The sequence below is a fragment of the Cyanobium sp. ATX 6F1 genome, assembly GCF_024346315.1.
In the GTDB taxonomy this organism is placed as follows: Bacteria; Cyanobacteriota; Cyanobacteriia; order PCC-6307; family Cyanobiaceae; genus ATX-6F1.
On record NZ_JAGQCS010000002.1, the window covers coordinates 415,090 to 436,439 of the forward strand.

General features: G+C 54.3%; 24 protein-coding genes and 1 pseudogene. 1 reads left to right on the forward strand and 24 read right to left on the reverse strand.

What is annotated here, in order from left to right:
- Positions 1-817: 817 nt before the first annotated feature.
- From KBZ13_RS05010 to KBZ13_RS15785, 14 genes and pseudogenes are all read right to left on the reverse strand, one after another.
- Positions 818-1,429 carry a hypothetical protein gene (locus tag KBZ13_RS05010; protein ID WP_255007063.1) on the reverse strand — a complete coding sequence of 204 codons (612 nt, stop codon included), beginning with the start codon at positions 1,427-1,429 and terminating at the stop codon, positions 818-820.
- A 380-nt stretch (positions 1,430-1,809) separates the two neighbouring features.
- Entirely contained in the window at positions 1,810-2,763 is a 954-nt protein-coding gene (locus KBZ13_RS05015; RefSeq protein ID WP_255007064.1) for a hypothetical protein, read from the reverse strand.
- Between the two features lie 136 nt (positions 2,764-2,899).
- Positions 2,900-3,793 carry a glycosyltransferase gene (locus KBZ13_RS05020; protein WP_255007066.1) on the reverse strand — a complete coding sequence of 298 codons (894 nt, stop codon included), beginning with the start codon at positions 3,791-3,793 and terminating at the stop codon, positions 2,900-2,902.
- Between the two features lie 450 nt (positions 3,794-4,243).
- Positions 4,244-5,518 (reverse strand): glycosyltransferase family 4 protein, encoded by a 1,275-nt coding sequence (locus KBZ13_RS05025; RefSeq protein ID WP_255007068.1) that lies wholly within the window; start codon positions 5,516-5,518, stop codon positions 4,244-4,246.
- Positions 5,515-6,558, reverse strand: coding sequence for a glycosyltransferase family 4 protein (locus KBZ13_RS05030; RefSeq protein ID WP_255007139.1), 1,044 nt, complete (start codon positions 6,556-6,558; stop codon positions 5,515-5,517). Before KBZ13_RS05030 ends, KBZ13_RS05025 begins: the two co-directional genes overlap by 4 nt.
- 99 nt (positions 6,559-6,657) lie before the next feature.
- Positions 6,658-7,419, reverse strand: a complete 762-nt coding sequence (locus KBZ13_RS05035) for a class I SAM-dependent methyltransferase (RefSeq protein ID WP_255007070.1) — start codon at positions 7,417-7,419, stop codon at positions 6,658-6,660.
- Entirely contained in the window at positions 7,416-8,402 is a 987-nt protein-coding gene (locus KBZ13_RS05040) for a glycosyltransferase family 2 protein (RefSeq protein WP_255007072.1), read from the reverse strand. Before KBZ13_RS05040 ends, KBZ13_RS05035 begins: the two co-directional genes overlap by 4 nt.
- Positions 8,381-9,349 (reverse strand): hypothetical protein, encoded by a 969-nt coding sequence (locus KBZ13_RS05045; RefSeq protein WP_255007073.1) that lies wholly within the window; start codon positions 9,347-9,349, stop codon positions 8,381-8,383. The genes KBZ13_RS05040 and KBZ13_RS05045 overlap by 22 nt, the downstream gene beginning before the upstream one ends.
- Positions 9,350-9,352: 3 nt before the next feature.
- On the reverse strand, positions 9,353-10,300 hold the full coding sequence (locus KBZ13_RS05050) for a glycosyltransferase (RefSeq protein ID WP_255007075.1): 948 nt from the start codon (positions 10,298-10,300) through the stop codon (positions 9,353-9,355).
- Positions 10,291-10,659: an acyltransferase gene (locus KBZ13_RS05055; protein ID WP_255007077.1), complete on the reverse strand. Its 369-nt coding sequence runs from the start codon at positions 10,657-10,659 to the stop codon at positions 10,291-10,293. The genes KBZ13_RS05050 and KBZ13_RS05055 overlap by 10 nt, the downstream gene beginning before the upstream one ends.
- Before the next feature lie 221 nt (positions 10,660-10,880).
- Positions 10,881-11,801: a glycosyltransferase family 2 protein gene (locus KBZ13_RS05060; protein WP_255007079.1), complete on the reverse strand. Its 921-nt coding sequence runs from the start codon at positions 11,799-11,801 to the stop codon at positions 10,881-10,883.
- A gap of 42 nt (positions 11,802-11,843) precedes the next feature.
- The gene (locus KBZ13_RS05065; protein WP_255007081.1) at positions 11,844-13,199 is read right to left on the reverse strand and encodes a glycosyltransferase family 4 protein; all 1,356 of its coding nucleotides are present in this window, start codon (positions 13,197-13,199) and stop codon (positions 11,844-11,846) included.
- A gap of 138 nt (positions 13,200-13,337) precedes the next feature.
- Complete coding sequence (locus KBZ13_RS05070) at positions 13,338-14,288, reverse strand: FkbM family methyltransferase (RefSeq protein WP_255007083.1); 951 nt, start codon at positions 14,286-14,288, stop codon at positions 13,338-13,340.
- Positions 14,182-14,481: pseudogene (locus KBZ13_RS15785) on the reverse strand (glycosyltransferase); the annotation flags it as partial. The pseudogene KBZ13_RS15785 and the gene KBZ13_RS05070, both read right to left, overlap by 107 nt.
- Positions 14,482-14,966: 485 nt before the next feature.
- On the opposite strand from KBZ13_RS15785, the gene KBZ13_RS05075 reads away from it, so the two are divergent.
- Positions 14,967-15,239 (forward strand): hypothetical protein, encoded by a 273-nt coding sequence (locus KBZ13_RS05075; protein WP_255007085.1) that lies wholly within the window; start codon positions 14,967-14,969, stop codon positions 15,237-15,239.
- Positions 15,240-15,542: 303 nt separating this feature from the next.
- On the opposite strand, the gene KBZ13_RS05080 is transcribed toward KBZ13_RS05075, so the two are convergent.
- From KBZ13_RS05080 to KBZ13_RS05125, 10 genes are all read right to left on the reverse strand, one after another.
- The gene (locus tag KBZ13_RS05080; protein WP_255007087.1) at positions 15,543-16,544 is read right to left on the reverse strand and encodes a glycosyltransferase family 2 protein; all 1,002 of its coding nucleotides are present in this window, start codon (positions 16,542-16,544) and stop codon (positions 15,543-15,545) included.
- Between the two features lie 482 nt (positions 16,545-17,026).
- Entirely contained in the window at positions 17,027-17,164 is a 138-nt protein-coding gene (locus KBZ13_RS05085; protein WP_255007089.1) for a hypothetical protein, read from the reverse strand.
- Between the two features lie 262 nt (positions 17,165-17,426).
- A complete protein-coding gene (locus KBZ13_RS05090) occupies positions 17,427-17,834 on the reverse strand; it encodes a type II toxin-antitoxin system VapC family toxin (RefSeq protein WP_255007091.1) in 408 nt (135 codons plus the stop codon).
- 8 nt (positions 17,835-17,842) lie between these two features.
- On the reverse strand, positions 17,843-18,106 hold the full coding sequence (locus KBZ13_RS05095; protein WP_255007092.1) for a type II toxin-antitoxin system Phd/YefM family antitoxin: 264 nt from the start codon (positions 18,104-18,106) through the stop codon (positions 17,843-17,845).
- An 86-nt stretch (positions 18,107-18,192) separates the two neighbouring features.
- Complete coding sequence (locus tag KBZ13_RS05100) at positions 18,193-18,825, reverse strand: Uma2 family endonuclease (RefSeq protein WP_255007094.1); 633 nt, start codon at positions 18,823-18,825, stop codon at positions 18,193-18,195.
- Between the two features lie 193 nt (positions 18,826-19,018).
- The gene (locus KBZ13_RS05105; protein WP_255007095.1) at positions 19,019-19,249 is read right to left on the reverse strand and encodes a type II toxin-antitoxin system VapC family toxin; all 231 of its coding nucleotides are present in this window, start codon (positions 19,247-19,249) and stop codon (positions 19,019-19,021) included.
- Between the two features lie 265 nt (positions 19,250-19,514).
- Positions 19,515-19,913, reverse strand: coding sequence for a HEPN domain-containing protein (locus tag KBZ13_RS05110; protein WP_255007096.1), 399 nt, complete (start codon positions 19,911-19,913; stop codon positions 19,515-19,517).
- Complete coding sequence (locus KBZ13_RS05115) at positions 19,910-20,284, reverse strand: nucleotidyltransferase domain-containing protein (RefSeq protein WP_255007097.1); 375 nt, start codon at positions 20,282-20,284, stop codon at positions 19,910-19,912. The genes KBZ13_RS05110 and KBZ13_RS05115 overlap by 4 nt, the downstream gene beginning before the upstream one ends.
- Before the next feature lie 149 nt (positions 20,285-20,433).
- Positions 20,434-20,826 (reverse strand): type II toxin-antitoxin system VapC family toxin, encoded by a 393-nt coding sequence (locus tag KBZ13_RS05120; protein WP_255007098.1) that lies wholly within the window; start codon positions 20,824-20,826, stop codon positions 20,434-20,436.
- Positions 20,826-21,071: a FitA-like ribbon-helix-helix domain-containing protein gene (locus KBZ13_RS05125; protein ID WP_255007099.1), complete on the reverse strand. Its 246-nt coding sequence runs from the start codon at positions 21,069-21,071 to the stop codon at positions 20,826-20,828. The genes KBZ13_RS05120 and KBZ13_RS05125 overlap by 1 nt, the downstream gene beginning before the upstream one ends.
- Positions 21,072-21,350 lie beyond the last annotated feature (279 nt).

Sequence of the window (21,350 nt, forward strand, 5' to 3'; positions counted from 1 at the left end):
AGAAACGTTTCGCAGCACTACTGGCAGCGTAATTCCGTAAGTATTAGCGTAAGCCGTTGCAATGCCCTGTGAAGAAGCGGTGATGAACGTGCAGCCAGGCAGATAGCGAGCTTCGAGCCGGTGCAACAACTGCCGTTGGATGTCGTAGGCTGGCTCTTCAGGAAAATCACCAAGATGAAAATCTTCGGCATCAAAGGCATAGCAGGCCCCATGGGCCCGGGCAGCCAGCGCCGCTGCAGGGAGGGCCGCCGGGTAGTGGGCTATATAGAGGTCAGCGTGAACACTCTGGGCTGCACGAATGAGTTCGGGACAGGCCGGATGCCAAGCGCGTAAAACCAAGGTCTGAGGTTCGATCTCTAGGCGGTAAAGCACCTTCGCAAGCTCTTGACGTAGACGCTGATACCAACGTATCAACCACGGGGCCAAGGAACCGAACCTTACTCTGGCTACCACTTGCCAAGAGCGTTGCGAGTAGGAAAGGATCTCATTGGCATAAGGTGGGAAGGAGTGCCCAATTATCACCAGAACTCGGTAACCAGCACCCGCGAGAGCATCGGCCTCTTTGATCAGCCGCGGATTGCTGCTGAGATGGCCGGGGCTAATCAGGCAAATTTTCACAGATTACAGCCACAAGGATTGCTAGAGTCGTTCACGGCATCGCCATAAATATCTTAAACAATTAATCTTTACTTTTATCACCAGGGATATCTTTTAGGAACAGAATAAAGCAGAGCCACTGCCTTCATGATAAGCTCTCTCTGCACGCCAATAACTTTTGCCAGCGATGGGCCTTAAGGCAAAAAGGCTATCATACTAATCATGAAACAATCTGAGACCTAAAGGCCAATACAAGAGCCAAAGCTTTAAGATACAGAGCCTCAACATATGAAATTCCGAAAAGAAGAATTAGGCCAAAAGACAATGGAATTAAGCTGTGACTCTTTTCAAGATTTACAGGATAGTCATGAGATCCATGAAAATATCGAATATCTCTTCTAACATTTAGCAGAATGGGGCTTGGCTGTATAGATAAATAAGCGCCCCACAATGGAAGGTCTCCCCAGCGATTTATGTGAATACAGCCAGAATCAATAACACGAGATGCGAATTCATGAAAAAGGCTGTCCTGCGCAAAGTGTGTTCGATTTATAATCATTACATTGGTGTATGGATTCATGTTGTAACTTGGTTTTCGCAAGCCATCATTATCGGAGCAGAAGTCATCCACAAACTCACTGAGCCCGATCGTGACATCCGAATCGTCTCTTGGACCTAATGAAGAACATATAAATGCTGATTTCTCTGAATCGAGTTCCTCGAGAATTTCATCCCATGGGCAAGACTCTATAAGGCAATCATCATCGATACGCGCAACATATCTGCAGCCTTTCGTTTCAGCTAAAAAATCATAAAACCAGAAAGAACACATGCACCTATAACCATACGAAGCTGCCCTTGAAAGTTTCGTTGCCCAGCAGTATTTGCTTGTCCTTGATTGCTCCTTCCATTTAAAAAGATGATCAACTGTCCTAAAATCTAGTCTCATTGGAAGCGAGAAGAGCTGTATCAACATCTTATGCCATATTAACATAGAGGTCTCACAAAAAATAATATGCCTAATCATACGATTACGCTGAACTGATGATCCATAAAGAGACCTTTGAATTGCGATATTTCTAGTGATAAGTGGAATATATTCCTTGAGGCGTGAATGGCTTCTTGCTAGAACACAGATCGTTAGCGAGTTCATTGTAATACTCCAAAAAGCGTTTAGCTAAAATGAGCAAATCTAGCGTTATGACTGCCCGCCTAGCAATTCTTAGACATAAAAAAGGTTAAGCGATCAAGATAGCGTATACCGAATCGTAAAAGCTTCATCAGGAATCGCATTGGTCCACCCATAATGACCATAATCCGAGAGCCAATAATAATTGCTCTCCCATTATTTAAGCGTTCGACTAATCTGTGATTTCCACGCAAAATATTTGTCGCAAGCTTAAACCTTTTAGAATGCACGTGAAGATTATAACACTTATATGTACTCAAAGTAGCCAAATCTAGCATTGAAAGAGAATCGTAATCTGCAATAAAATTATACTTGCTCCAATCTATAAGGCAGTTTTCATTTTTAAAACCATTGCGCTTGACTTGTAAGGGACAATTACGAGGATCGATGCCTAGCAGATATTGCCCTATCGCTGCCGCATCAAATATGCCTCGAGTATATTGTGGAGAGATCTGGTTCCACATATCTCTACTGATCGAAAATGATTCCGTAGGAAGGCTGAAAAAATGTCTACTATTCTGAGCCATAAGACCAAGCGCTTCCATTTCATTTGATGCATTAAATGGGGGCAAAAAAAACTTAAACACTTCGTACAGGACAGACGGCTTGTTTATGTAAACAAAGCTAGCAAGCGCTCTATTAAGAGAATCTCTAGGCGCAAAGATTCCTTGACCTAATAAGTCTAGGCACTCGTGAAGATTATCAAGGTCAAACACAACATTGTCGACTTCAGCATGATAAAAAGAGTTTATGCCATTCTGAATTGTAAAATCGGCTAGGATCGATAAACGCAAGGCGGTATGCCTCCAAAAAGTGTCAGAAGGTAGACCCTGCCAATCGTGATACTTCTCATACTGGTCAATATTTATCTTTCGTACAGACACTCTTGGATGCAATGGCTTTTTAAGCCCAGAATACTTATCAATCAGTAAAATAACCTCAGTCTCTGGATTTAGTAAGGCAGAATACTTTATCAACCAAATACAATTGGAGGGGAGCCTTGACCCAGTCCATGAATAGATCAATGGTGGTTTAGCAAAACACAAGGCTCTCATAAATGGTACATGAGTATATCTATAAGCACATCATTCAACTTAATAAGTATTTTGAATGTCAATTCCATCGCCTGCTAGCAATTTTTAGTTCATAAAGAGCCTTTCTTATTCGATTCTTTGAAGAGAGCTTATGCAGTGATTCTAGAAACTTACGTTCGAGATCAACTAAGGGTTTCGGGCTAAAAAGCCAAGGGTACAGAATGCCATTTAGAGCAGCATCACTCTGCCATGAGTCTGCCCATCTAGAAGAGTAAGACTTAGCATTAGAGTGAATTCTTACTGCTCCGATTGGGCGAGGAATATAACGTCTGTTAGATTGGGGCACGATACGAAGCCACAACTCATAATCCATGGCACACTGGTATCTTTCATCAAGCGGTTGATGAATAGATGCTGACCAGAAAGTTGCATGGGATGCAAGAAGGCCGCCATCCTTAAGATATCGATCTCTAATCAAAGGATTCAAGTGATAGCTTATCTTAGTTCCTTCGGAATTCATTAAAACACTATCTGCATAAACTAAACTATATTTCCTACGCTGGAAGCAGGTCGCAACATAATTTAGTGCATTTGGCAGATAAATATCATCTGAATTGAGCCAGCCAAGCAAAGCTGATGCTGAGTGATATCTGGAAAGAAAAAGATCAAAGCCCTCATTAATGGCCGCTGATTGACCGTCATCTGGGCCGATTCGAATGTGAGACAGCCATGGTTTATACCTATTTAAAACTTCTGTGGTTTCATCAGAGGATCCCCCATCAATGACAGCAAAAAAAAGCCTGGGATAATTTTGAAGAAGCACAGATCGTATTGATTCTTCAATATAGCATCCCTGATTGTACGATGGCATTATTACAGCTATAGCTGGCAGTAGTTTGTTTGTTTTATTGTTATATGCTGAGGATTGCTCGGACCAAGGCCATCCACGAACTTTGCTGACGGGTGATGGCAAGTATTTGAGATTGCCCTCAGGGTGGCAGGGTACTAACTTCATTTTTTATGGTTTAATAAGCCATTTTTGGTGCTAGATAGAAAAGTAAAAATGATATCTTACTGGAATTGGCGGATCTGTAGCCGACATTGCATTGGACCGAAAATATTTGGTATTATCTTTCATACTTGAAAGCTTGTCAAGCACACTTCCCACCAATCCCGAAACAGATTCCAATCTCATGCGAAAGCGATTTCAGGCTTATTCAATATCTTAAAAGATCCTAACAGCCATATTCTTCGCAAGGAGAGAGTCATGAAATCTAAGTTAGTGTTGCAAATACATTCTCGTAAAACAGTCATTGAGGCTATCGCTCTTCATGAGTCTATCCGTTGCAGCCAATCAGGCAAGTAAAGCAGCATTTTGTGGCATTCATTAAGAAGCCTACATTTAACGCTTTGATAATCATCCTCATGATGAATCAGCTAAAGCGATCCAGCCCTGCACAGCTTTTGAAATGCTCTTGCGATAGTCACTCCACTGCCATGAAGCAGCTGATATCAATGCAGCTGCTCGCATAGCCTGGAGCTGGCTGCGATTGGTAAGAACGGAGTAAATCACATCTGCAATAGCTTCGCAGCTGCCAGCTTCGATGAGGAAACCATTCACACCTGTCGTTATCAGGTCAGCGGCACCGGCTCGATCAGTTGTTATTACTGGGAGGCCACATGAGAGGGCTTCATTGACCACCAACCCAAAGCCATCGCAAAGGGTGGGAAAGATCAGGGCATCAGCCTTTGCCATGTACTCAAGGAGTTCAGACCGGGGGATGCTGCCACAGAAGCGCAGCGATTTCGGCGCACGATCCAGCATGGCTTGGGGCAGAGCCTGGGCGCCATAGACCTCCACCACTAGGTGATCAGCCGAAGCGGCAAGCGCCACTAATGCTTCCACCAGCAGATGGGCTCCCTTTCGGATTGAGAAGGTGCCTGCCCAAACCAGCCGCAGCGGGCCATCGGTTGGCCGCTCCACAGGCTGGGCGATCAGTGGGGGGGCTCCATAGGGCACTACGGCTACTGGCTTGTCAACCCAGCCGGCGGCCTGCCAGCTGTTAGCCGTAAAGCTGGAGTTGGCGATCACCAGATCGGAAAGCTCCCACTCCCGGTGCCGGCGTTCGGTGCGCTCCGCCTGACGTGCGGCGATGTGGCGGCGGTAGGGGGTGATCAGCTCAGGAAAGCGCTCATACTCGGGGGCGAGCAGCCGCTCAACGAAATCGTGCTCCGGCGAAGGCAGATCGTAGACGGTGCGAATCCCCAAGCGCTTGGCCTCTCTGAAGATCTGGAGCGATCCGTATTCATAGCCATAAATAAGTTCCAGGCCATCGCGCTGGAGTTCCTCCAGCTGGCCCGCCACCCAGGCTTCGAAGCCATCGCGCGCCCAGTGGAAGATCCGATCGCCCAGCACTGGATCCCCCAGCAACCGCACCTGGGCCATGCGTAGCAGCTCGCGGCGGCCATGGCTGCGCACGCGCTCGACCGGCACCTCCGTTACCGCGCGGCGGGCGAGATCCCGGCCCAGATCCACGCCCACGGCGCCAGCCAGGCCCGTGGCCAGGCGCTGCCAGGGGGCTTCAGGCTGATCCACCAGCGTGCAGAAGAAGGCAGCCAGGGCGCCGCGCTCATCAAAAGCCCGCGCCACCTGCTGGGTAAAAGGCGCCGGGTTCAGGTGGGCGACGGCGGCCTTCACGGCTGGCCTCGCTGGGCCATCGCCACACCATTCAGCATCTGGCCGTAGACATCCAGATACCCCTGGGCCACCGCTTCGGCTGAGTAAAACTGCTCCACCCGCTCACGGCTGGCCTGGCGGTGGCGGGGCTCCAGCTGGCCAACCGCCTCGGAGAGGGCCTCCACGCCCTCCAGCACGAAACCGCAGACGCCGTGCTCCACCACCTCGGGCACCGACCCACGGGGGAAACCGAGCACCGGCGTGCCGCAGGCCATCGCCTCGGCCATCACGATGCCGAAGGGTTCATCCCAGAGGATCGGCATCAGCAATGCCCGAGCGGAGCCCAGGAGCTGGGCCTTCTGGACGTCGTCAACGGGGCCGATGTAGGTGATCTGGCTGTCGAGTTGCGGGGCGATCGTGGCTTCGAACCAACCCTGGTGCTCAGCCGGCACATTGCCAGCTAGCACCAATGGCAGGCCGGCGCGCCTGGCCACCTCGATCGCAAGGTGGGGCCCCTTGATCGCCTCCATACGGCCTAGGAACACCAACGGCGCCTTGGGGCCGGGATCGGCAACAAAGGGATAGGTGGCAAGCTCCACGCCGTTGGGCACCAGATGCCAGCGGCCGATGTCGGCCACCGGCTGCAGCATCCAGAGGCTGATGGCGGTGAGGGTCAGTGTGCCGTGGGAGAGCCGATGGGCCAGCTGCACCGGGCGGCGGCTGATCGGCCGCTGGTAGCTCATCAGCTTGGGAATCGGCAGGGGCAGCAGTGGCAGCAGGTAGGCGATACGCGAAAAGGAATGCACCAGATCAAAACGGCCCCGCAGCACAGCCGCCGCAAGGGTGGAGGCATTGAGCAGGGTGTCTGCGCGGGAACGGCTGGAACGCCCCGGCCAGGGCACCAGCTCGGCGGCGGTGTGCGAATCGGGATGGGCGAACAGGGTGACTGCATGGCCCCGATGGGTGAGTTCGCGGGCCAACAGATCGATGATGCGCTCGATGCCGCCATAGAGCCGGGGCGGCACCGGCAGCTCAGGATCAGCGGTGAGGGCGATGCGCATTACCACCGATGAAACCTATACTTACTAGCCAAGTTATAGCGGGCTGCTCTAGAGAGAAATGAAATTGACTCATGCGTGAAGTGCCTGCCAAGTGATGACCTAAATCTCAATGGATGAATAAGGTCTTGAGATCTCTACAATTTTCTCCCACCAGTCAGAATCAACCTTACCATTATACTTGGCTCGTCGAAGCAGCCTCACGAGAGAATCGGTTGTCCTGTCCCAAAGCTCGAATTCAACCTGCGCCGCATACTCTTGAGCAACACTTGAACATAGATCAACTTGGTCATACATACAAGAGTTGATTGAGCCTTTCCAGTAGTACTGGCTGCTTTGTTTATGACCATTTCGGAACATGCGCTCCGAGACTCGAAAAGGTATTTGCGAGCTACTCTCAAGTTTACTGGAATCTTTCGAGTAAAGATAAAGCTGCTCAGCCGTTACATCGACAATCCAATGATGATGCTGATAACCAACAATTTTACTCATCCGGTCTGAGATGCCGATTGTTTGCTCTGCAAGGCGAGAAGGGCATTCAATAACTCCCGCTTTTCCGACCCTGGTCATTTCATTGAGCACCGGCCTGGGGTTGATCAGATCCTCAATTGTATGGCCACACAAAACCAGGTCAAAGAAGTCATCCTCAAATGGCATACGAAAATTTGGATCCAAGAAATTGGCTTGGAACCATGTTTCTTTTGAAAAGTTTTCATCAGCTTGCTGTTCAGCACACAGCCTTGCACCCCTAGTCTCCCACGGCATTAAGTCTATAACATGAGAAGCTATTGATGCTGGCTTAAACCATCCCCCAACGTCTAATATTCTTTTGGATTCGGCAATAATAGAATCAGGAAGCTTCATTGGAAGCGGTACTTAGAGGTGAACTTCTGTAGACGTCGGGCTGCTTTCCAGCCGAACAGGCGCCGGACATGCTGGAACCATGGGCCGCCAGGCGGGGGCAAATGACTGCCGCCCAGCTTGGCTATCTGTATGCTCATGGCGGCACGCAGGCCGGGATACTCCGGATAGAAGGTGTATAAAAAGTTCTGCATAACGTTTGCGCACGACAATCTGGCTTCGACATCAGAACGGCGGATGAGCAGGTGGCCAGTTCCCCTGAGAATCGAGTTGAAGGCAGATTCAGCGGCAACCTGAGTTTTGCAGGATGAGAGGCTGCCGGGAATGCCCGAGCGGTAGTAGAGGCAAGCACTAGGAGTGAAGCGCACCTCCTCGGCATGACAGAGCACACGGGCAAAGAATTCAAAATCATCGATCAACGAGAGCGATTCATCCCAACCGCCCGCCAGCTCGAGCAGGGTTCTCGGGATCAAAAACATGCCGGGCTGGGTCATCGGCTGGGCATCACGCCAAGCTTCCACCAACCAATCCGTAGCCTGCATGTCACGCCATACGCTTTGGGGATTGGGCTGAAAGCTGGCAGGGTCGTCGCGAAAAAAGCGCCCCCAGCTCGCCATGGCCACCGCATCGCTACGGCCAGCCAGGCGATTCAGCAGGGCCTCGAGCGCTGAGGGCGACAAGAGATCATCGGCATCAAAAAAGATGATGTAGCTGCCCTGGGAAGCGGCAAAGGCAACATTGCGGGCGCGGGCGGCTGAGCCGTAGCGGCCTGAAAGAATCCGCAGACGCGGATCACTGAACAAACGGATCCGCGCCAGGCTGTGATCGGTGGAACCATCATTGACCACGATCAACTCCAACTGCCTCCAGCTCTGCTGCAGCACCGAATCAATCGCTGCCGCCACATAGGGCCCTGCGTTGCGGCAGGGCATGCAGACAGACACCAGGGTGTTCTGATGAACCATCAGCGGCTCGCCAACCTCCAAGCCTCCCGGAAGTACCAGGGCTTGCTATCAGCCACGTAGTGCTGCAGCACCCCCAGCCGCGCCAGGGTCTGGGGGCGGCTGGGGAAGGTGATGTACTGCTCCCGAGGCAGCACGTTGGGGGAAAGCCGGGCCGCCAGCATCGCCACCAGGGCCTGCTCCAGGTAGTAGCTGGTGCCTTCGCATTCCCTAAGGGTGTGGCACCAGCTCTCCAGCTCATCCCAGTCCAGCGTCTCGCTGGAGAGCCCGCAAACCCCCACATTCAGCAGTGGTGGAATCGGCACCCCCGCCAGCTCCCGCATCAGCTCTGGCGAATAGCCGTAGGCCTCCTCGCAATCCACCATCAGGCACGGCTGCACCGGTTCCCCGGCCGCCGCTGACGTCAACGTCCCATCCCACCAGCTGAGCAAAGCGTTTGGCCGGGCGAAAAAGAGCATGTCTGAATCGAGCAAAAGCTTTGGGCCGCTGCTGCCCAGATGAATGGCGGTGAGCTTGTGCAGGTTGATGTAGTCGTGCCAGCGGGCGTGCAGGGTGGGGTAGCGAGGCTCCGGCAACAGATGCTGGAACTGCTCGCTACTGGTGTGCCGCCAGATGGTCTTGCCAAGGGTAAACAAGCGCCGCAGCGCCTGCTCCTGGGCAATGCTGAGGCTGCCGTCATCGGCCAGGTTGAGCACCAGCCGGCGGCCGCTCCAGCGGGCGAGGGTCCAGGCGCAGAACGCCGTCTGGTACCAGAAGCGCGCCCCGGTGAGGTACCACACCTCCAGAGGGGGAGCCCCCGGATCCGTGGCCACCAAGGGCGGCAGCCGATGGGCCGCCGTCTCCATGCGTGCCTGCCAGGCACCGAGGCGCAGGTAGGCGTGGGGGCCCCAACGGCGCAGACGGCGCAGTTCGTCCTTGGGCTTGCGGTAGAGGGCCGTTTTGAGGTCGCTCAGCAAGGTGCGTGCGCTCACCGTTCAGCGCCTGAGCAACGAAGCCCTGCCCTCGTACTGGCCGATGGCTGACTGCCAACGCAGGCGTTCCCTGGGGCCGCTCCAGACCCTGTAGCTGAACCAGGCCTTCAGAGCCCGAAGGGGAATCGACCAGCCTGGAATGGCGCTCCAGGGCCGTAGACCGTGGAGATCGAGCACCCGAATGAAATCACGGTAGGCCGCTCGAGAAATGGCCTCCAGATACCCAGGATCGACACGACCAGCAGCCATCAGGTGGGTCAGCGAGAGGGAAGGGACATAGCCAACGGACCAGCCGCTCTCCAGCACGTGCAACACCAGATCGCAATCTCCTGCAGAACTCAGCGAATTGCCGCGACGATCCGTCACGGGTGACTCCAACGCCGTGGCCAACCAGCTGTCAACAGCCGACCTGCGTAATGCCATCCCCGCACCGATGGGTGCAAACGGTGGATAAGCCGGTTGGCGTGCATAGTGGCTGCCGTCCATGATTTGTTCCTCGTTCCCCAGATCCCGACATCCCAGGGGAGCCGCCCCCTCCTCAAACCATGGAGGTGGTGACACTTCATAGGCAGGCAGGGCCTTCCCTCCAGCGGCCCCCAGCTTCGGACAACGATCAAAGGCACGGCACACCTCCTCGAGATAGGAGGGATCAAGCACGTTGTCGTCATCCACAAGAACGATCAACCCTGCAGAAGCTTCTGAGATGCCCCGCCAACGGGCAGTGGTGAGTCCAAGCCGTGGTTCGCGGATGAGTTTCAAAAAGGGCTGGTCGTTCGCCTGATCCGCTGACAGCTCGATGGGTGTTGAAGAGGCATTATCAACAATCACCAGTTCCCACTGCTCCAGCGGCAACGTTTGCTGGCGGAGTGCCTTGAGGACCTGCCCAAAGCGGAGGGGATGGGGATTATGGGTCGGGATGACGACCGATACCGCCAGGGGCTTCATCGCCATGGCCCCGATGCATCAACGACAGCACCAGGGCGATAACGGACCACACGAGCAGGCACACCAACAGCGATGGCGTGGGCAGGTAAGTCATGGGTTACGACGGCTCCTGCGCCGACAATGGCACCTGTGTGAATGTGCACCCCCCCCAACACCGTGACACCCGCTCCTAGCCAAACATCATCGCCGATCACAGTGGGTTGCAGCACATCTGGCTGAGATCGGATGGACACGCCTATGGGAGGGATGGTGTGATTGGAAGAAAGAACTCGGGAATGCATGGAGATCAGGCAGTTTCGACCAATCTGTACACCACCGTGACCATAAATCACCACGTAGGGGCCAACAAAGGTGTTTTCTTTCAATTCGATGCTGCCTCCCCACGTCTCCAATCTTGCGCCATCCTGGATGTCGCACCCTCTGCCCACACGGATGGATCCTGTCTTGGAGTCTTGGCGCGTTCGCAGCACCACCCAGCGTCCAATCCGAACATCAGAATCAAAGGAGGCCTGCGGGTAACGCAGCTGGAGAATCCTGGAATCCATTCGCTTGCGAAGAGCAAATAGCCAATTTCGAAAGCGTAAAATCACTTCTGAACTTTGAAGTATTGCCCCAGCGTCTGCCGCAGCCACTGCTGCAGCATGATGGCCAAGGGGGGTGGCAGAAAAGCCATAAGGCGGCGGACCAATGCTCGGTTTGATTTGGGTTGAATGGGGTGAGCACGGTGGGCCAACTGGAACGCTTCCAAGGCCTCGCCATAGCGGCGCTCCCCAAGAAGCAAATTGCCGATGGCCAAAAACTCATTGGCCATGGCCGCAGGTTCAATCGGCAGTTGCTGCTGGGCGTAACGCTTTAGAAACGCAAGGCGGCAACGGTGACAGTACAAATGATTGGAAGAGGCACCACGATCATGGCGAATTGCCGTCGTCAGAACATCATCCATAACAGCTATCCGAGCTCCATGCGCGACCAATCGAAGATGAAGGTCGCCATCCTCCCAGCAACGACAAGAAGAATCGAAACCACCAACGGCGCGAAACTTATCAATACGCACAATAGAACAGCAGGTGGGAATGGGTGAAGTCAAGGTATAGAGCAAGGGGTCTTCGGCAATATCCTCCAGACTGAACGACCATTCGCTGAGGAGAGCATCACTGCGTTCATCGACCCAGCTGGCACCAATCAAGAGAACATCTACAGAAGTACAGAGATAGCTTTGACTCTTACGCAAGACGGCAGCCGACAGTACATCATCCGCATCAAGAAAATGAACCCATTCACCACTCAGTCGCTCAACGCCATAGTTGCGTGCCCCGCCAGGGCCCAAATTGCGTGGGGTTTGGATGATTGGAAGCCCAAGGGCCACCGCCTTTTGATGGCTATCGTCGGTGCTGCAGTCATCAACCAGAAGGATCTCACCGGCAAAAGGAGAAATGTGGGCAATAGTTTCCGCCAAACGCGACAGGTACCGGGACGCATTAAAACATGGAATAACAATGCTAATCACAACAGGTTTTGATTAACCATAAATTGATTCACTGCCACAAGTTCAGGGAGAATCAAACAATGCATGGAGAGGCATCTGGGCTTGCTTCATCGCAATGGCTTTTTCATAAAGAGCCACATGATGATTCATTAATCGGTCCGAGCGATAACAGCTCTCATATCTTTGCTGTGCAGCATGGCCCAGTTGTTGGCGAAGCTTAGAATCACTGATCAAGCGCTGAATGGCTGCTCGAAGAGGCCGATAACGGCCAGGCGGCACCAATAAGCCGCTTTGACCATCACGAAGCATCTCGGCCATGCCGCCACTGCGGGTAGCCACGATGGCCTTGCCTACCGCCATCGCTTCCAAACAGGCTCCAGGAAAATTGTCATAGCGGCTAGGAAAGACACAAAGATGGGCCTTTGCCACCAGCTGCTGAATCTCCCCGCTGGTCTGCCACGGAAGGATCCTCACAGCGGACCCGAGCTTGGCTGTCTTGGCCTCCAACCAGGGCAGCATCTCTCGCCACTGACAGATGGTTCCTCTAAGAAAATCGGAAAAGCTGATATTTGCCAGGGGAGAAGGAGATGAGCCGCCCGCTAGGGTCAACCTAAGCCTTGGGTTACGGCGCAGAAGAGGAGCCATCGCCCTTACGAGCACATCAACCCCCTTTAAAGTCTTCAAACCTCCGTAGTAAAGCACCTCAATGGTGCGATCACTGCTAGGTGTCTTGCCAGATTCAAGCAAAAGCTGGTTGGTTTCCTCATCCAGAAGATGCTGACGCAATGGATTTGGTGAAACCTCAACACTTTGGCTAGGCAGGTGCCAGATCTTCTCCACCTTCCTCGCTAGCATTGCAGAGGGCGACACAAGGAGCGTGGCCCGCAACGCGGCTTGACGTTCAGGATCCAACAAGGGATCGTAGAAAGAGCTTGGATTCCATCGTCCTCGGGCCATCCGTAGGGCAACAACTGGATAGCGTCCGTGGATCAATTCGGAAAGACCCACCCGCACAATCTGAAGGCCAACCGCAACCCAGGGCAACGTACTCGCATCAACCCAGGCGCTCACCACCAAGGGCGTATGGAGGCGCATGACACTGGGGAGAGCAGGGAATTCAAACAGAGCAGAGAGCCCTTCGGCGTATAGATCGGGAACCTCCAGAACATCAAACGACTGGCTGTCCAGAAGAGTGGTCAAAGCCTTAGTGGCAGCTCTGTGGAATCCTTGCCTGTCTGCGCAGTCAACTGGATAGACATATGCACCATCAATGGGACCAAGAATCGGCTCTTGGCCATAACAGATCACGGTGACCTCATGGCCCGCATCTGCCAACATGCGAGAAGCATGGTGGACGTAGGTTCCGATTCCTCCCATGGATGAGGGAAGAAACTCAAAGCTAATAAAAACAACCCTCATCAGCTTTGACGGCAGGCCGATCCTGGCGTTCCAGGAGAATGCCTCAAATCGATGAGATCTAATGAGCAAGCGATATTAACAACCTTGTGGAGAAGCAGAGAAAAAGCCATGGCATATGAGCTGATCACAGACACCAACCTAAGCTCGAATGAAATAGGCATCCGCTTCAATCAAACCGAGACCATCTTTTGTGAAGGCAATCGGGAAAAATCCAGCAAGGATGAATCCTTGATCGGCAAGAAACGAGACGATCTTGTTTGCGTTTGCTTCAGTGCTGTAGATCGGTGCGTAAGAAACTTCCACAAGCACGATGGCAGCAAGGCTGAGAATTCCACCAGCCCCTTGAAGCACCTCCAGATCATTCCCTTGGGTATCAGATTTCAACAAGATACGGCCAGGCTCAGGCAGGGGTATCGCTTCCTGCTCAAGCCATGAGTCCAAGCGCTGGGCGTAGGCCCGAATCAACTGCTGGCTCGATAGAAACTCACCAAATTCCCGCATCCCGAGCGGAGACGGGCTGTGAAGAGATGAAAAGTCAGAACTACCAAACACGTGGAACTCACGCTCTCCAGGATCGATGTCCACCAATCCTTCAATCACATTCCAGCAGGGGGCATCCTTGGCGCGCCTGAGCAATTCCTGGGCCAGCCAGGGAATGGGCTCAATCGAAACCAATTGACGGCGATAACTAAGCTCTCGCATCATGGCAACGAACTGCCCTTCATTGGCCCCTACATCAATGCAGAGATCGATGGTGTAGCGGCGTAGAAGTTGCTGGAGATACAAGGCACTGAACACCTTGCCGGCGCGCCCCAACCGAATTGAAATCGGCTCAGATGAGGCCTCCAGAGTTCCGTAGCAGGAGAGAAGCAGCCTGTCTGATGGGCCACTGGGGCTTCGCAGAAGCTGATATCCAGCATGTGAAGCGAGAGTCTGAGCGATGCGTGAAAGGATCGATTTCAAGCCCATACGATAAACTTTTCTACCGAATAAACTCAGAGATTTGCAGAGCAGTCTTATCCCAGCCAAATCGCCTTTCCGCATGAGCACGGCAATTCTTTCCGAGCTCGGCAAGATAATGCCTGTCATCAAGAAGACTCAGCACTGCAAAAGCATGAGCCTCAGGTGATCCAGATTCCACCAAAACCCCTACCGATGAATCCACATAATCACGCACCGATCCAACATCCGACACAACGACTGGAACACCACATGCAGTGGATTCCAGGATTGCATTGTTTGCCACAGTGTCAATCAAGGGGAGCAGTAAAAGATCTGAATCGTGATAAAGGTCTCTAAGCTCAAGAGAGGAAAGACCCGCGTGGAAATGACAATGACGGTTAGATGTGTTTTCTCACCTGGTTATTCAGCAATCAGCAGCCGCTGGAGGCACTGCTGAGAGCTGAGGCTACTAAGAGCCATATGGCACCTGTTGCCCCATTACAGATGCCGAGATAGCCGGGTAGCCTGCGGCCTGGAACAGGCGCGCAGGCCAAGTGGTTCCCATTTTACCGTTGCGAGGGCAAGGAGTAAGACTTATCGGTACTCTGCTCAAAAAGTGGTACCAATGGAGAAGCGGACGCCATCAGGCCACCTTGACGGCCGGCACCATCCAAGGGCCGACCAAGTTACTGCTGTCCACCTTGGTTCCTCGCTTTCTAACTGATTGGACAGGCCAAGACCGGCATTTCTTATCTCGCCCTGATGCGCAACCTCGGGGTGAACTGCTGCACAGCAGAGTTGGTTTAGAAATAGATCATGTAGGCGATGAGCAAGCGGGAGGAAATCAATCGTCTGTGGGGAAAAGCAAAGGTGGAATATGCTTGCCTTGGCAGAAAATACTATGCGAGCATGGCAGGTCGCGGATCAGAGAAAAAGGTGCCGATCGTGGCGGCCGTCGAACTCGATGACACAGGTCAATCCCGACACGAGAAGCTTGCCATTATGGCATTCTTCTTCTTCGCCGCCATCGCTGACAGGGCGCACAATTCACTCGCGATGGAATGTGAGACGATCTCTGACGAGCTTTTCTGCTTCTAGTCTTTGGAAGAAGTCAGTTGCTTCCATCACCTATGGTCGCGAAGTACCGCTATCCTATCAACTGCGTGAATCTCGCTGAATCAACACAGCACTGGCAACCCAAAAACCAGCATCACCGGCACTTTTCCCACATTGCGCTTCGAAAAGTACGCTGAACATTACCCAGGAGCCTTCAATTGCCACTTCAATCAGTGCTTAAGTTTGGCAACGATTACTGAGCAAGTAGTCTATGCTGTTGCAGCTGCAGTGCACGACCAAAATATTTTTAAAAAACCGCTATTTTATCCCTCTATTCAAGAAAAATTATGCAGTAAATATACTAGTTGCAGTAAATATGCGTCTTCTTAGCCAACCCAGAGACATTCTTATTATCATTACTTTTTTATAAACATCAATTCGCACTAGAATCAGGCTAGAAAACCTCAGCATAGCAACGAGCGGGCCTTGCACTTGGCAAGAGTGGCTGACGTGCCTAAACACCAAATTCCACCAATTGGAGCCCAATGAATGTTCAACCACTACTTCTTCCTGAGCAGAACAAAAGGCCCAATAGCATCCAGGCCATACAAATGAATCAACGAGAATCTTATTTTTATGTATCACCGGATGTGCAAACATTGCCAGTATTCGATCCAAATAGTCCAAGCGACTCCATCGAATTTCGGGCCGTGTGTTGATCAACTTTCCTCTACATATCATCAATGAGTTGCGACTCTCACATAGTGAAACGATATGAATAATTGCTTGCGAAACTCGCGTGAAGGAATAGTCGACTAGGATTTCTAGATTTTCCCGTAGATACTTCGCCTTCCAAATGTTAGCTGATATAAATAGGCAATCAGAGAATCCAGAAACAACAGAAAAGTTGTGAAAAGTTCTTACATGAAACCACTTACTATCAAAAGGTTCAGAAAAATGATTAAAAATTGCAGCGCTAGCCGAGAATGTACTGCATTTCTCTATTGCCATACTTATTAGCTCATATGCATCACTCCTCAGGAGATCGTCATCCCCAAGGATCCAGACATATTCGGTTGAAACGGAGCCAAGTCCTTGCAATATATTAACAACAAATCCGTGATTAACAGCATTTTCAAATATCGCCGTGTTTGCCATTGACGCAGGCACATCTATATCATCTGAGTTATACAGTCCAGGATTAACTTGAACGACAACACATGTATTGGCGCCAAAAAACTTATTTATCTCTTGCAGCCTGCTTGATACCTCTGCCGGTCGATCCCAGGTGGGTATTAAGATTGTGAGACTTGATAATAAATCAGGCCCATTGTAATCTTGATCCATTAGAAAAACTCCAGCAGGCTGACGGCTTACATCAAATTATTTTCGTTTCCTAATGTTGCATATTTTACTAATATTTTTCAATGTTTTTGCTCTCCACAACTTGTACATATCGGGCTAGCTTCTATCTCAATCCGCTCAGCGTTGTCAAGAATTGAGAGTGCCAGCATGTCTGTCATTCAAGCAGCTCGCTTAGCCTAGGCCTCGACCTTCTATCGGCATCTAGAGGCTCGATATCCTTGACAATCATTTGCCCGGCAGTACTCTTGCTCAATACGATTTATAAATAAAAGACTGATTCAACTGATTTGATGGATGGATTTTGGGTGTAGTCACCCATCAATCGACGACATAACTAGGCACTTGATCTCACCAGTCGAGAGCGTGTTGAGGGCGTACTTACTGAGTTAAGGCATAACCTCACCCCACCCAAGGCCCCATCTGATTGAGCCACAGCTGCCGAACCAAACTCCCTGCCCGGGCGCTCAGGCTACGGGTTGATCCAACTTCTCCAACACCCCGATCACCGCTCCTGCCGTTGCCAGGGCCTCAACCGCATCGCGGCTCTCGAACAGCTCCGATGGCGGCGTTGCGTCGATCGGGTAACGGCTGGTGATCGTCATCCGCGTGAGCGCTTTCAGGGGCGAGCGTTCATGGCCTGTGGACCACCAACGGACGGGCCTCCCGGAAGATCCTGCGCCCATGGGGCGGATGGACATCAGTCACCAAGGGCCCTGGAGCCAGACAGCAAGACCTCGACGCCCCCTCTCGTCTCCAGAGGAGTGGCCTCCAGGCTCGCCTGCACCCGCTCCCTGAGCGCCACCTCAAAGCGTTCCTGGACACCCTCGCGGAGCTTCGCGTAGGTGGAACGGGCGGAAATGGGTATTATTCAACGCTGATGGGGTCCTGATGCCAGGGATTCAAGGTGGCCACACCCGTGGGCTGAAAGTGCTCCAGATTTCGGGTCACCACCGTGAGGCGCCGCTCCAGGGCCGTCGCCGCGATCATCAGGTCAGCACCGCCGTGGCCCAGCTTGGCCGACAAGCTTCCCCATCGCCGGGCGATGGCCAGGTCAACAGGGAGGATGCGTTGCCCATAGGCCTGCAACAATCCATCCAGCCAGCTCGAAAGTCGTGCGGCAAAGGCCGGATCCTGCGAACGCTTCCTGCTGATGCCCCGCTCAATCTCGCCGAGGGTGATCACGCTCAGGAAGAGATCCTCGCTGCGTTGGCCCGACAACCACGACACCACCCCGCGATGGCGCTCCCGGCGCCTGAGTTCCGAGATCACCATCGTGTCGATCAGGAACATTCCAGTTCGCGGGCGTTGATCTCCAGCCGCTCAAAGGCTTCATCGTCCTGGGGGATCTCCATCAGCAGGGCGGGCAAGGAGGGGGCCATCGCCTGTTCCAGGCGGCTCAGCCGCTCGAACGCATCGGCTGAGATCACCACACTGACCAGGCGCCCTCGGCGCGTGACCATCTGGGGTGTGCCAGCCAGGGCGGCCTCCACGACGGCACTGAAACGGTTCTTGGCGTCCTGGAGCGTCCAGACGGGACGGTTCACGGGGACCTGACTGGCTAGCTGATCGATCTAGCCTATCTAGACGGCGGGCGATGCCCTCGAGCACGTGGGGGCGGCGCTGCCGTCCTTCAGGCCTGCCAGATCTCCGCGAGGTTCAAGCGAAGCCCCGGCAGCCCATCGCCACCATCAAGTTCTCTGGCACCCTCCAGTCGCTGCATCTCACCATGGGCTGGCCAGATCTCCACGGCCTGCTCCTCGGGTAGCAGCAACCAGCCCAGCTGGGCGCCGTTGGCCTGGTAGGCGGCCAGCTTGCGCCGCAGGGCGCTGATGCCACGGGGACCCTGATCGCTGGGGCTGGCCAGCTCCACCACCAGATCGGGGCAGAGGGGCGCGAAGCCACGGCGCTGCTTTGGGGTGAGCGACTCCCAGCGCTCCGTGCGCACCATGGAAGCGTCGGGGCTGAGCACCGAACCATCGGGAAGGAGGAAGCCTGCACAGCTGTCGAACACCTTCCAGCCGCCGTGCTGATCGGCCCAGAGGAGCAGGCGCATCACCAGCCGGGAGTTTCGGGCGCCGGTTTCGCTTCCTGTCGGGGTCATCGAGATCACGCGGCCATCGGCGGCCAGCTCCAGCACCGCCTCACGGTTTTCGGAGCACACCAGCGCGAACTGCTCAGGCGTGAGTGGCAGATCAGCAGGCAACCGCAGCGGAGCCGGGGCATCAAACGAGAGGCTGGTGGCTGGGCTGGTGGTGAACGTCATCGCCGAAGGCCGGCTGAGGATTTCAGCGTAGCGAGGTTGACTTGGATCGCTCCAGCAAGACTGCGACGCTGCCTGCCGGCGCCGATCAGGCAGCGTATCTCGACATCCTCTCTGTGATCGCCAACCTGGCTCACGAACGGTGAAGGCCTCAGATCGCGGGGTCGATCCATGGGCACGGCAGAGCGTGGCACCATTAAGCCAGCAGCCGCACCTCAAGCCCCTCCAGCCTCTGGAACGCCGCATCTCCTGTGAGCATCCATGCCTGGTTTCGTCCCAGCAGCTGACAGCAGGCTGCCTGCAGGGCGTCGGGTGTGCGCAGGCCGTAGCTCAACCTCAGCTCAGTCGCGGCTTCCACCACCGAACGGGTGAGTTCCACCCAATGCAGATCAGGCCTTGCAAAGAAGGCATCAAACCCACGCGGCATTCAAGCCAGGTGAGCCGGCTCAATCCAAGCTGCACATCCCCATGCCGCTCCACCAGATCGGCGAGCACACCTAGGCAACGGGCCAAGAAGGGAGATCACCAAGCCCACCCATCCGTGAGTTCGGCATCGATGCCGGTTTTCGATCGGCTGCCACTGGAAAGGGTTGGACAACAACCACACCGGTGACTCCATGGGCCTGTGGCGAACCGCAGGTCAGATGTAATCAGTACCGAAAACAGAAACAACCTCACCCCACTCCGGGCGGTCAGGGTGCGGGTTGATCCAACCGCTCCAGCAACGCAATCACCGCCCCTGCCGTTGCCAGGGCCTGAACCGCATCGCTGCTCTCGAACAGCTCCGATGGCGGCGTTGCGTCGATCGGGTTGCGGCTGGTGATCGTCATCCGCGTGAGCGCTTTCAGGGGTAACTCCACCAGCTCGTCCACGTCCACACCCTGATCCCGAAGCGCCGCCACCAGATCAGGAAGCACATGAGTATGCGGCGGCTCCCGTCCCAGTTCCAACAGGGCACCCTTGAGTGCTTTCTCCGCCGCCTGGGCGGCGAAGTAACAGGCCTGGGCGTGAAATCCGTTGTCCGTGGCCAGACGGGCCATCGCCAGATCATTGTTCGCCTGACTTAGCCAGGCCTGGGGGCGAGCGTTCATGGTCTGTGGACCACCAACGGACGGGCCTCCCGGAAGATCCTGCGCCAATGGGGCGAATCGCCCCTGGCCATGGCCTGCCAGCGCCCGCGGCTGAGGGCGATCACATCGGCACCGAGCCCTGCGTCCAGCAGGGCATCCGCCACGCCATCAGCCTGCACCTGGGTATCAGCCACCACCAGCAGATCGGTGTCGGAACAACCGTCCCAGTCACCACGGGCCCTCGAGCCAAACAGCAAGACCTCGACGCCCCCTCCGGGCTCCAGTGGGGTGGCCTCCAGGCTCGCCTGTACCCGCTCCCTGAGCGCCACCTCAAAGCGTTCCTGGACACCCTCGCGGAGCTTCGCGAAGGTGGAACGGGTGGAAATGGGCATCAAATCACGCTAATGGGGTCCTATTGATTCAGCCAGCTCGAAAGTCGTGCGGCAGCTGGATTCACCGCCAGTGGCTCAGGGAATGGAGCTCAAGGTTGATCACGTCGCTTCAGGGGAGCCTGCGGAATGGTTGGCAGGTCCACCATGGTTCAAGGAAGCACTTGCTCGGCCAGGCGTTGGAGACGACGATCAGCCGTGAGCAGCACGGCGGCTTCCCGCCGTGCCAGGGCGAGATAGAGACAGTCATACACGGGATGATCCAGATGACAGGCCAACGCCAGGGCCTCGGCCTGAAGCACGCGATCAGGCTCCACATGATTGATCAGGTCACGGGCATCGTGAAGCAGATCTTGGGGATCGATGCCCCCAAGAGCCTGAGCCCGTTGCAGCTTCCACAGCACATTGCTCACTTCAGTAAGCATTAGTTCCGGCGCGATCACGAGGGAGGCGGTGGCCAACGCTTCGATGCACACCTGAGCTTCCGGGTGGGCCGTGATGATTCTCACAACCGCTGAAGCATCGATCACACAAGCTGGGGCCATCAGCGCTCGCGGTCCTCACGAATCAAGGCTTCCGGCGAACGGGGCCACTCAATCGAGGGCCGCTCACTCCAGCGACGGGAGATGCGCTCCAAGGCCTCCAGCCGTCGTTGCAGCGCATCCCCACCGCAGGCCTCCTCAAGATCCGTGAGAGCCTGCTGGCTCAGGCTGCGATTGTGCTGCCGGGCCCGACGCTGCAGGAGCTGATGCAAGGGCTCGGGAAGATCGCGAATCTGCAGGGAGGCCATGGAGGTTGGCCGGGCATCACTTGATCCATAAGCTTACGCCAACTGCATGCGTTCTGCATGTCGGGGATTCAAAAGGCAGCCCGGGGGCTCACGGTGCGGATTGATCCAACCACTCCAGCAACCCGATCACCGCTCCTGCCATCAGCCTGCGCCTAGGAGCCTGTTGCGCGTAGATCAGCGGCCGAGCTCTCCACAGACGCCCATAAATCTGCCCAGATCCCAGTGACAGCAATGGGTCTGGCCACCAGAATGGGGCATGCAGAAGCCCAAGTCCTTCCG

Bases quoted from the DNA above. Each gene is read 5' to 3' on its own strand.
- KBZ13_RS05030 (WP_255007139.1), bottom strand. From the start codon at position 6,558: ATGCGCATCGCCCTCACCGCTGATCCTGAGCTGCCGGTGCCGCCCCGG.
- KBZ13_RS05120 (WP_255007098.1), bottom strand. From the start codon at position 20,826: ATGGCCCCAGCTTGTGTGATCGATGCTTCAGCGGTTGTGAGAATCATC.
- KBZ13_RS05115 (WP_255007097.1), bottom strand. From the start codon at position 20,284: ATGCCCATTTCCACCCGTTCCACCTTCGCGAAGCTCCGCGAGGGTGTC.
- KBZ13_RS05080 (WP_255007087.1), bottom strand. From the start codon at position 16,544: ATGGATCAAGATTACAATGGGCCTGATTTATTATCAAGTCTCACAATC.
- KBZ13_RS05035 (WP_255007070.1), bottom strand. From the start codon at position 7,419: ATGAAGCTTCCTGATTCTATTATTGCCGAATCCAAAAGAATATTAGAC.
- KBZ13_RS05070 (WP_255007083.1), bottom strand. From the start codon at position 14,288: ATGACAGGCATTATCTTGCCGAGCTCGGAAAGAATTGCCGTGCTCATG.
- KBZ13_RS05100 (WP_255007094.1), bottom strand. From the start codon at position 18,825: ATGACGTTCACCACCAGCCCAGCCACCAGCCTCTCGTTTGATGCCCCG.
- KBZ13_RS05090 (WP_255007091.1), bottom strand. From the start codon at position 17,834: ATGGTGATCTCGGAACTCAGGCGCCGGGAGCGCCATCGCGGGGTGGTG.
- KBZ13_RS05110 (WP_255007096.1), bottom strand. From the start codon at position 19,913: ATGAACGCTCGCCCCCAGGCCTGGCTAAGTCAGGCGAACAATGATCTG.
- KBZ13_RS05085 (WP_255007089.1), bottom strand. From the start codon at position 17,164: ATGACGATCACCAGCCGTTACCCGATCGACGCAACGCCGCCATCGGAG.
- KBZ13_RS05010 (WP_255007063.1), bottom strand. From the start codon at position 1,429: ATGTGTTCTTTCTGGTTTTATGATTTTTTAGCTGAAACGAAAGGCTGC.
- KBZ13_RS05065 (WP_255007081.1), bottom strand. From the start codon at position 13,199: ATGAGGGTTGTTTTTATTAGCTTTGAGTTTCTTCCCTCATCCATGGGA.
- KBZ13_RS05125 (WP_255007099.1), bottom strand. From the start codon at position 21,071: ATGGCCTCCCTGCAGATTCGCGATCTTCCCGAGCCCTTGCATCAGCTC.
- KBZ13_RS05075 (WP_255007085.1), top strand. From the start codon at position 14,967: ATGAGCAAGCGGGAGGAAATCAATCGTCTGTGGGGAAAAGCAAAGGTG.
- KBZ13_RS05050 (WP_255007075.1), bottom strand. From the start codon at position 10,300: ATGGCGATGAAGCCCCTGGCGGTATCGGTCGTCATCCCGACCCATAAT.
- KBZ13_RS05105 (WP_255007095.1), bottom strand. From the start codon at position 19,249: ATGCCGCGTGGGTTTGATGCCTTCTTTGCAAGGCCTGATCTGCATTGG.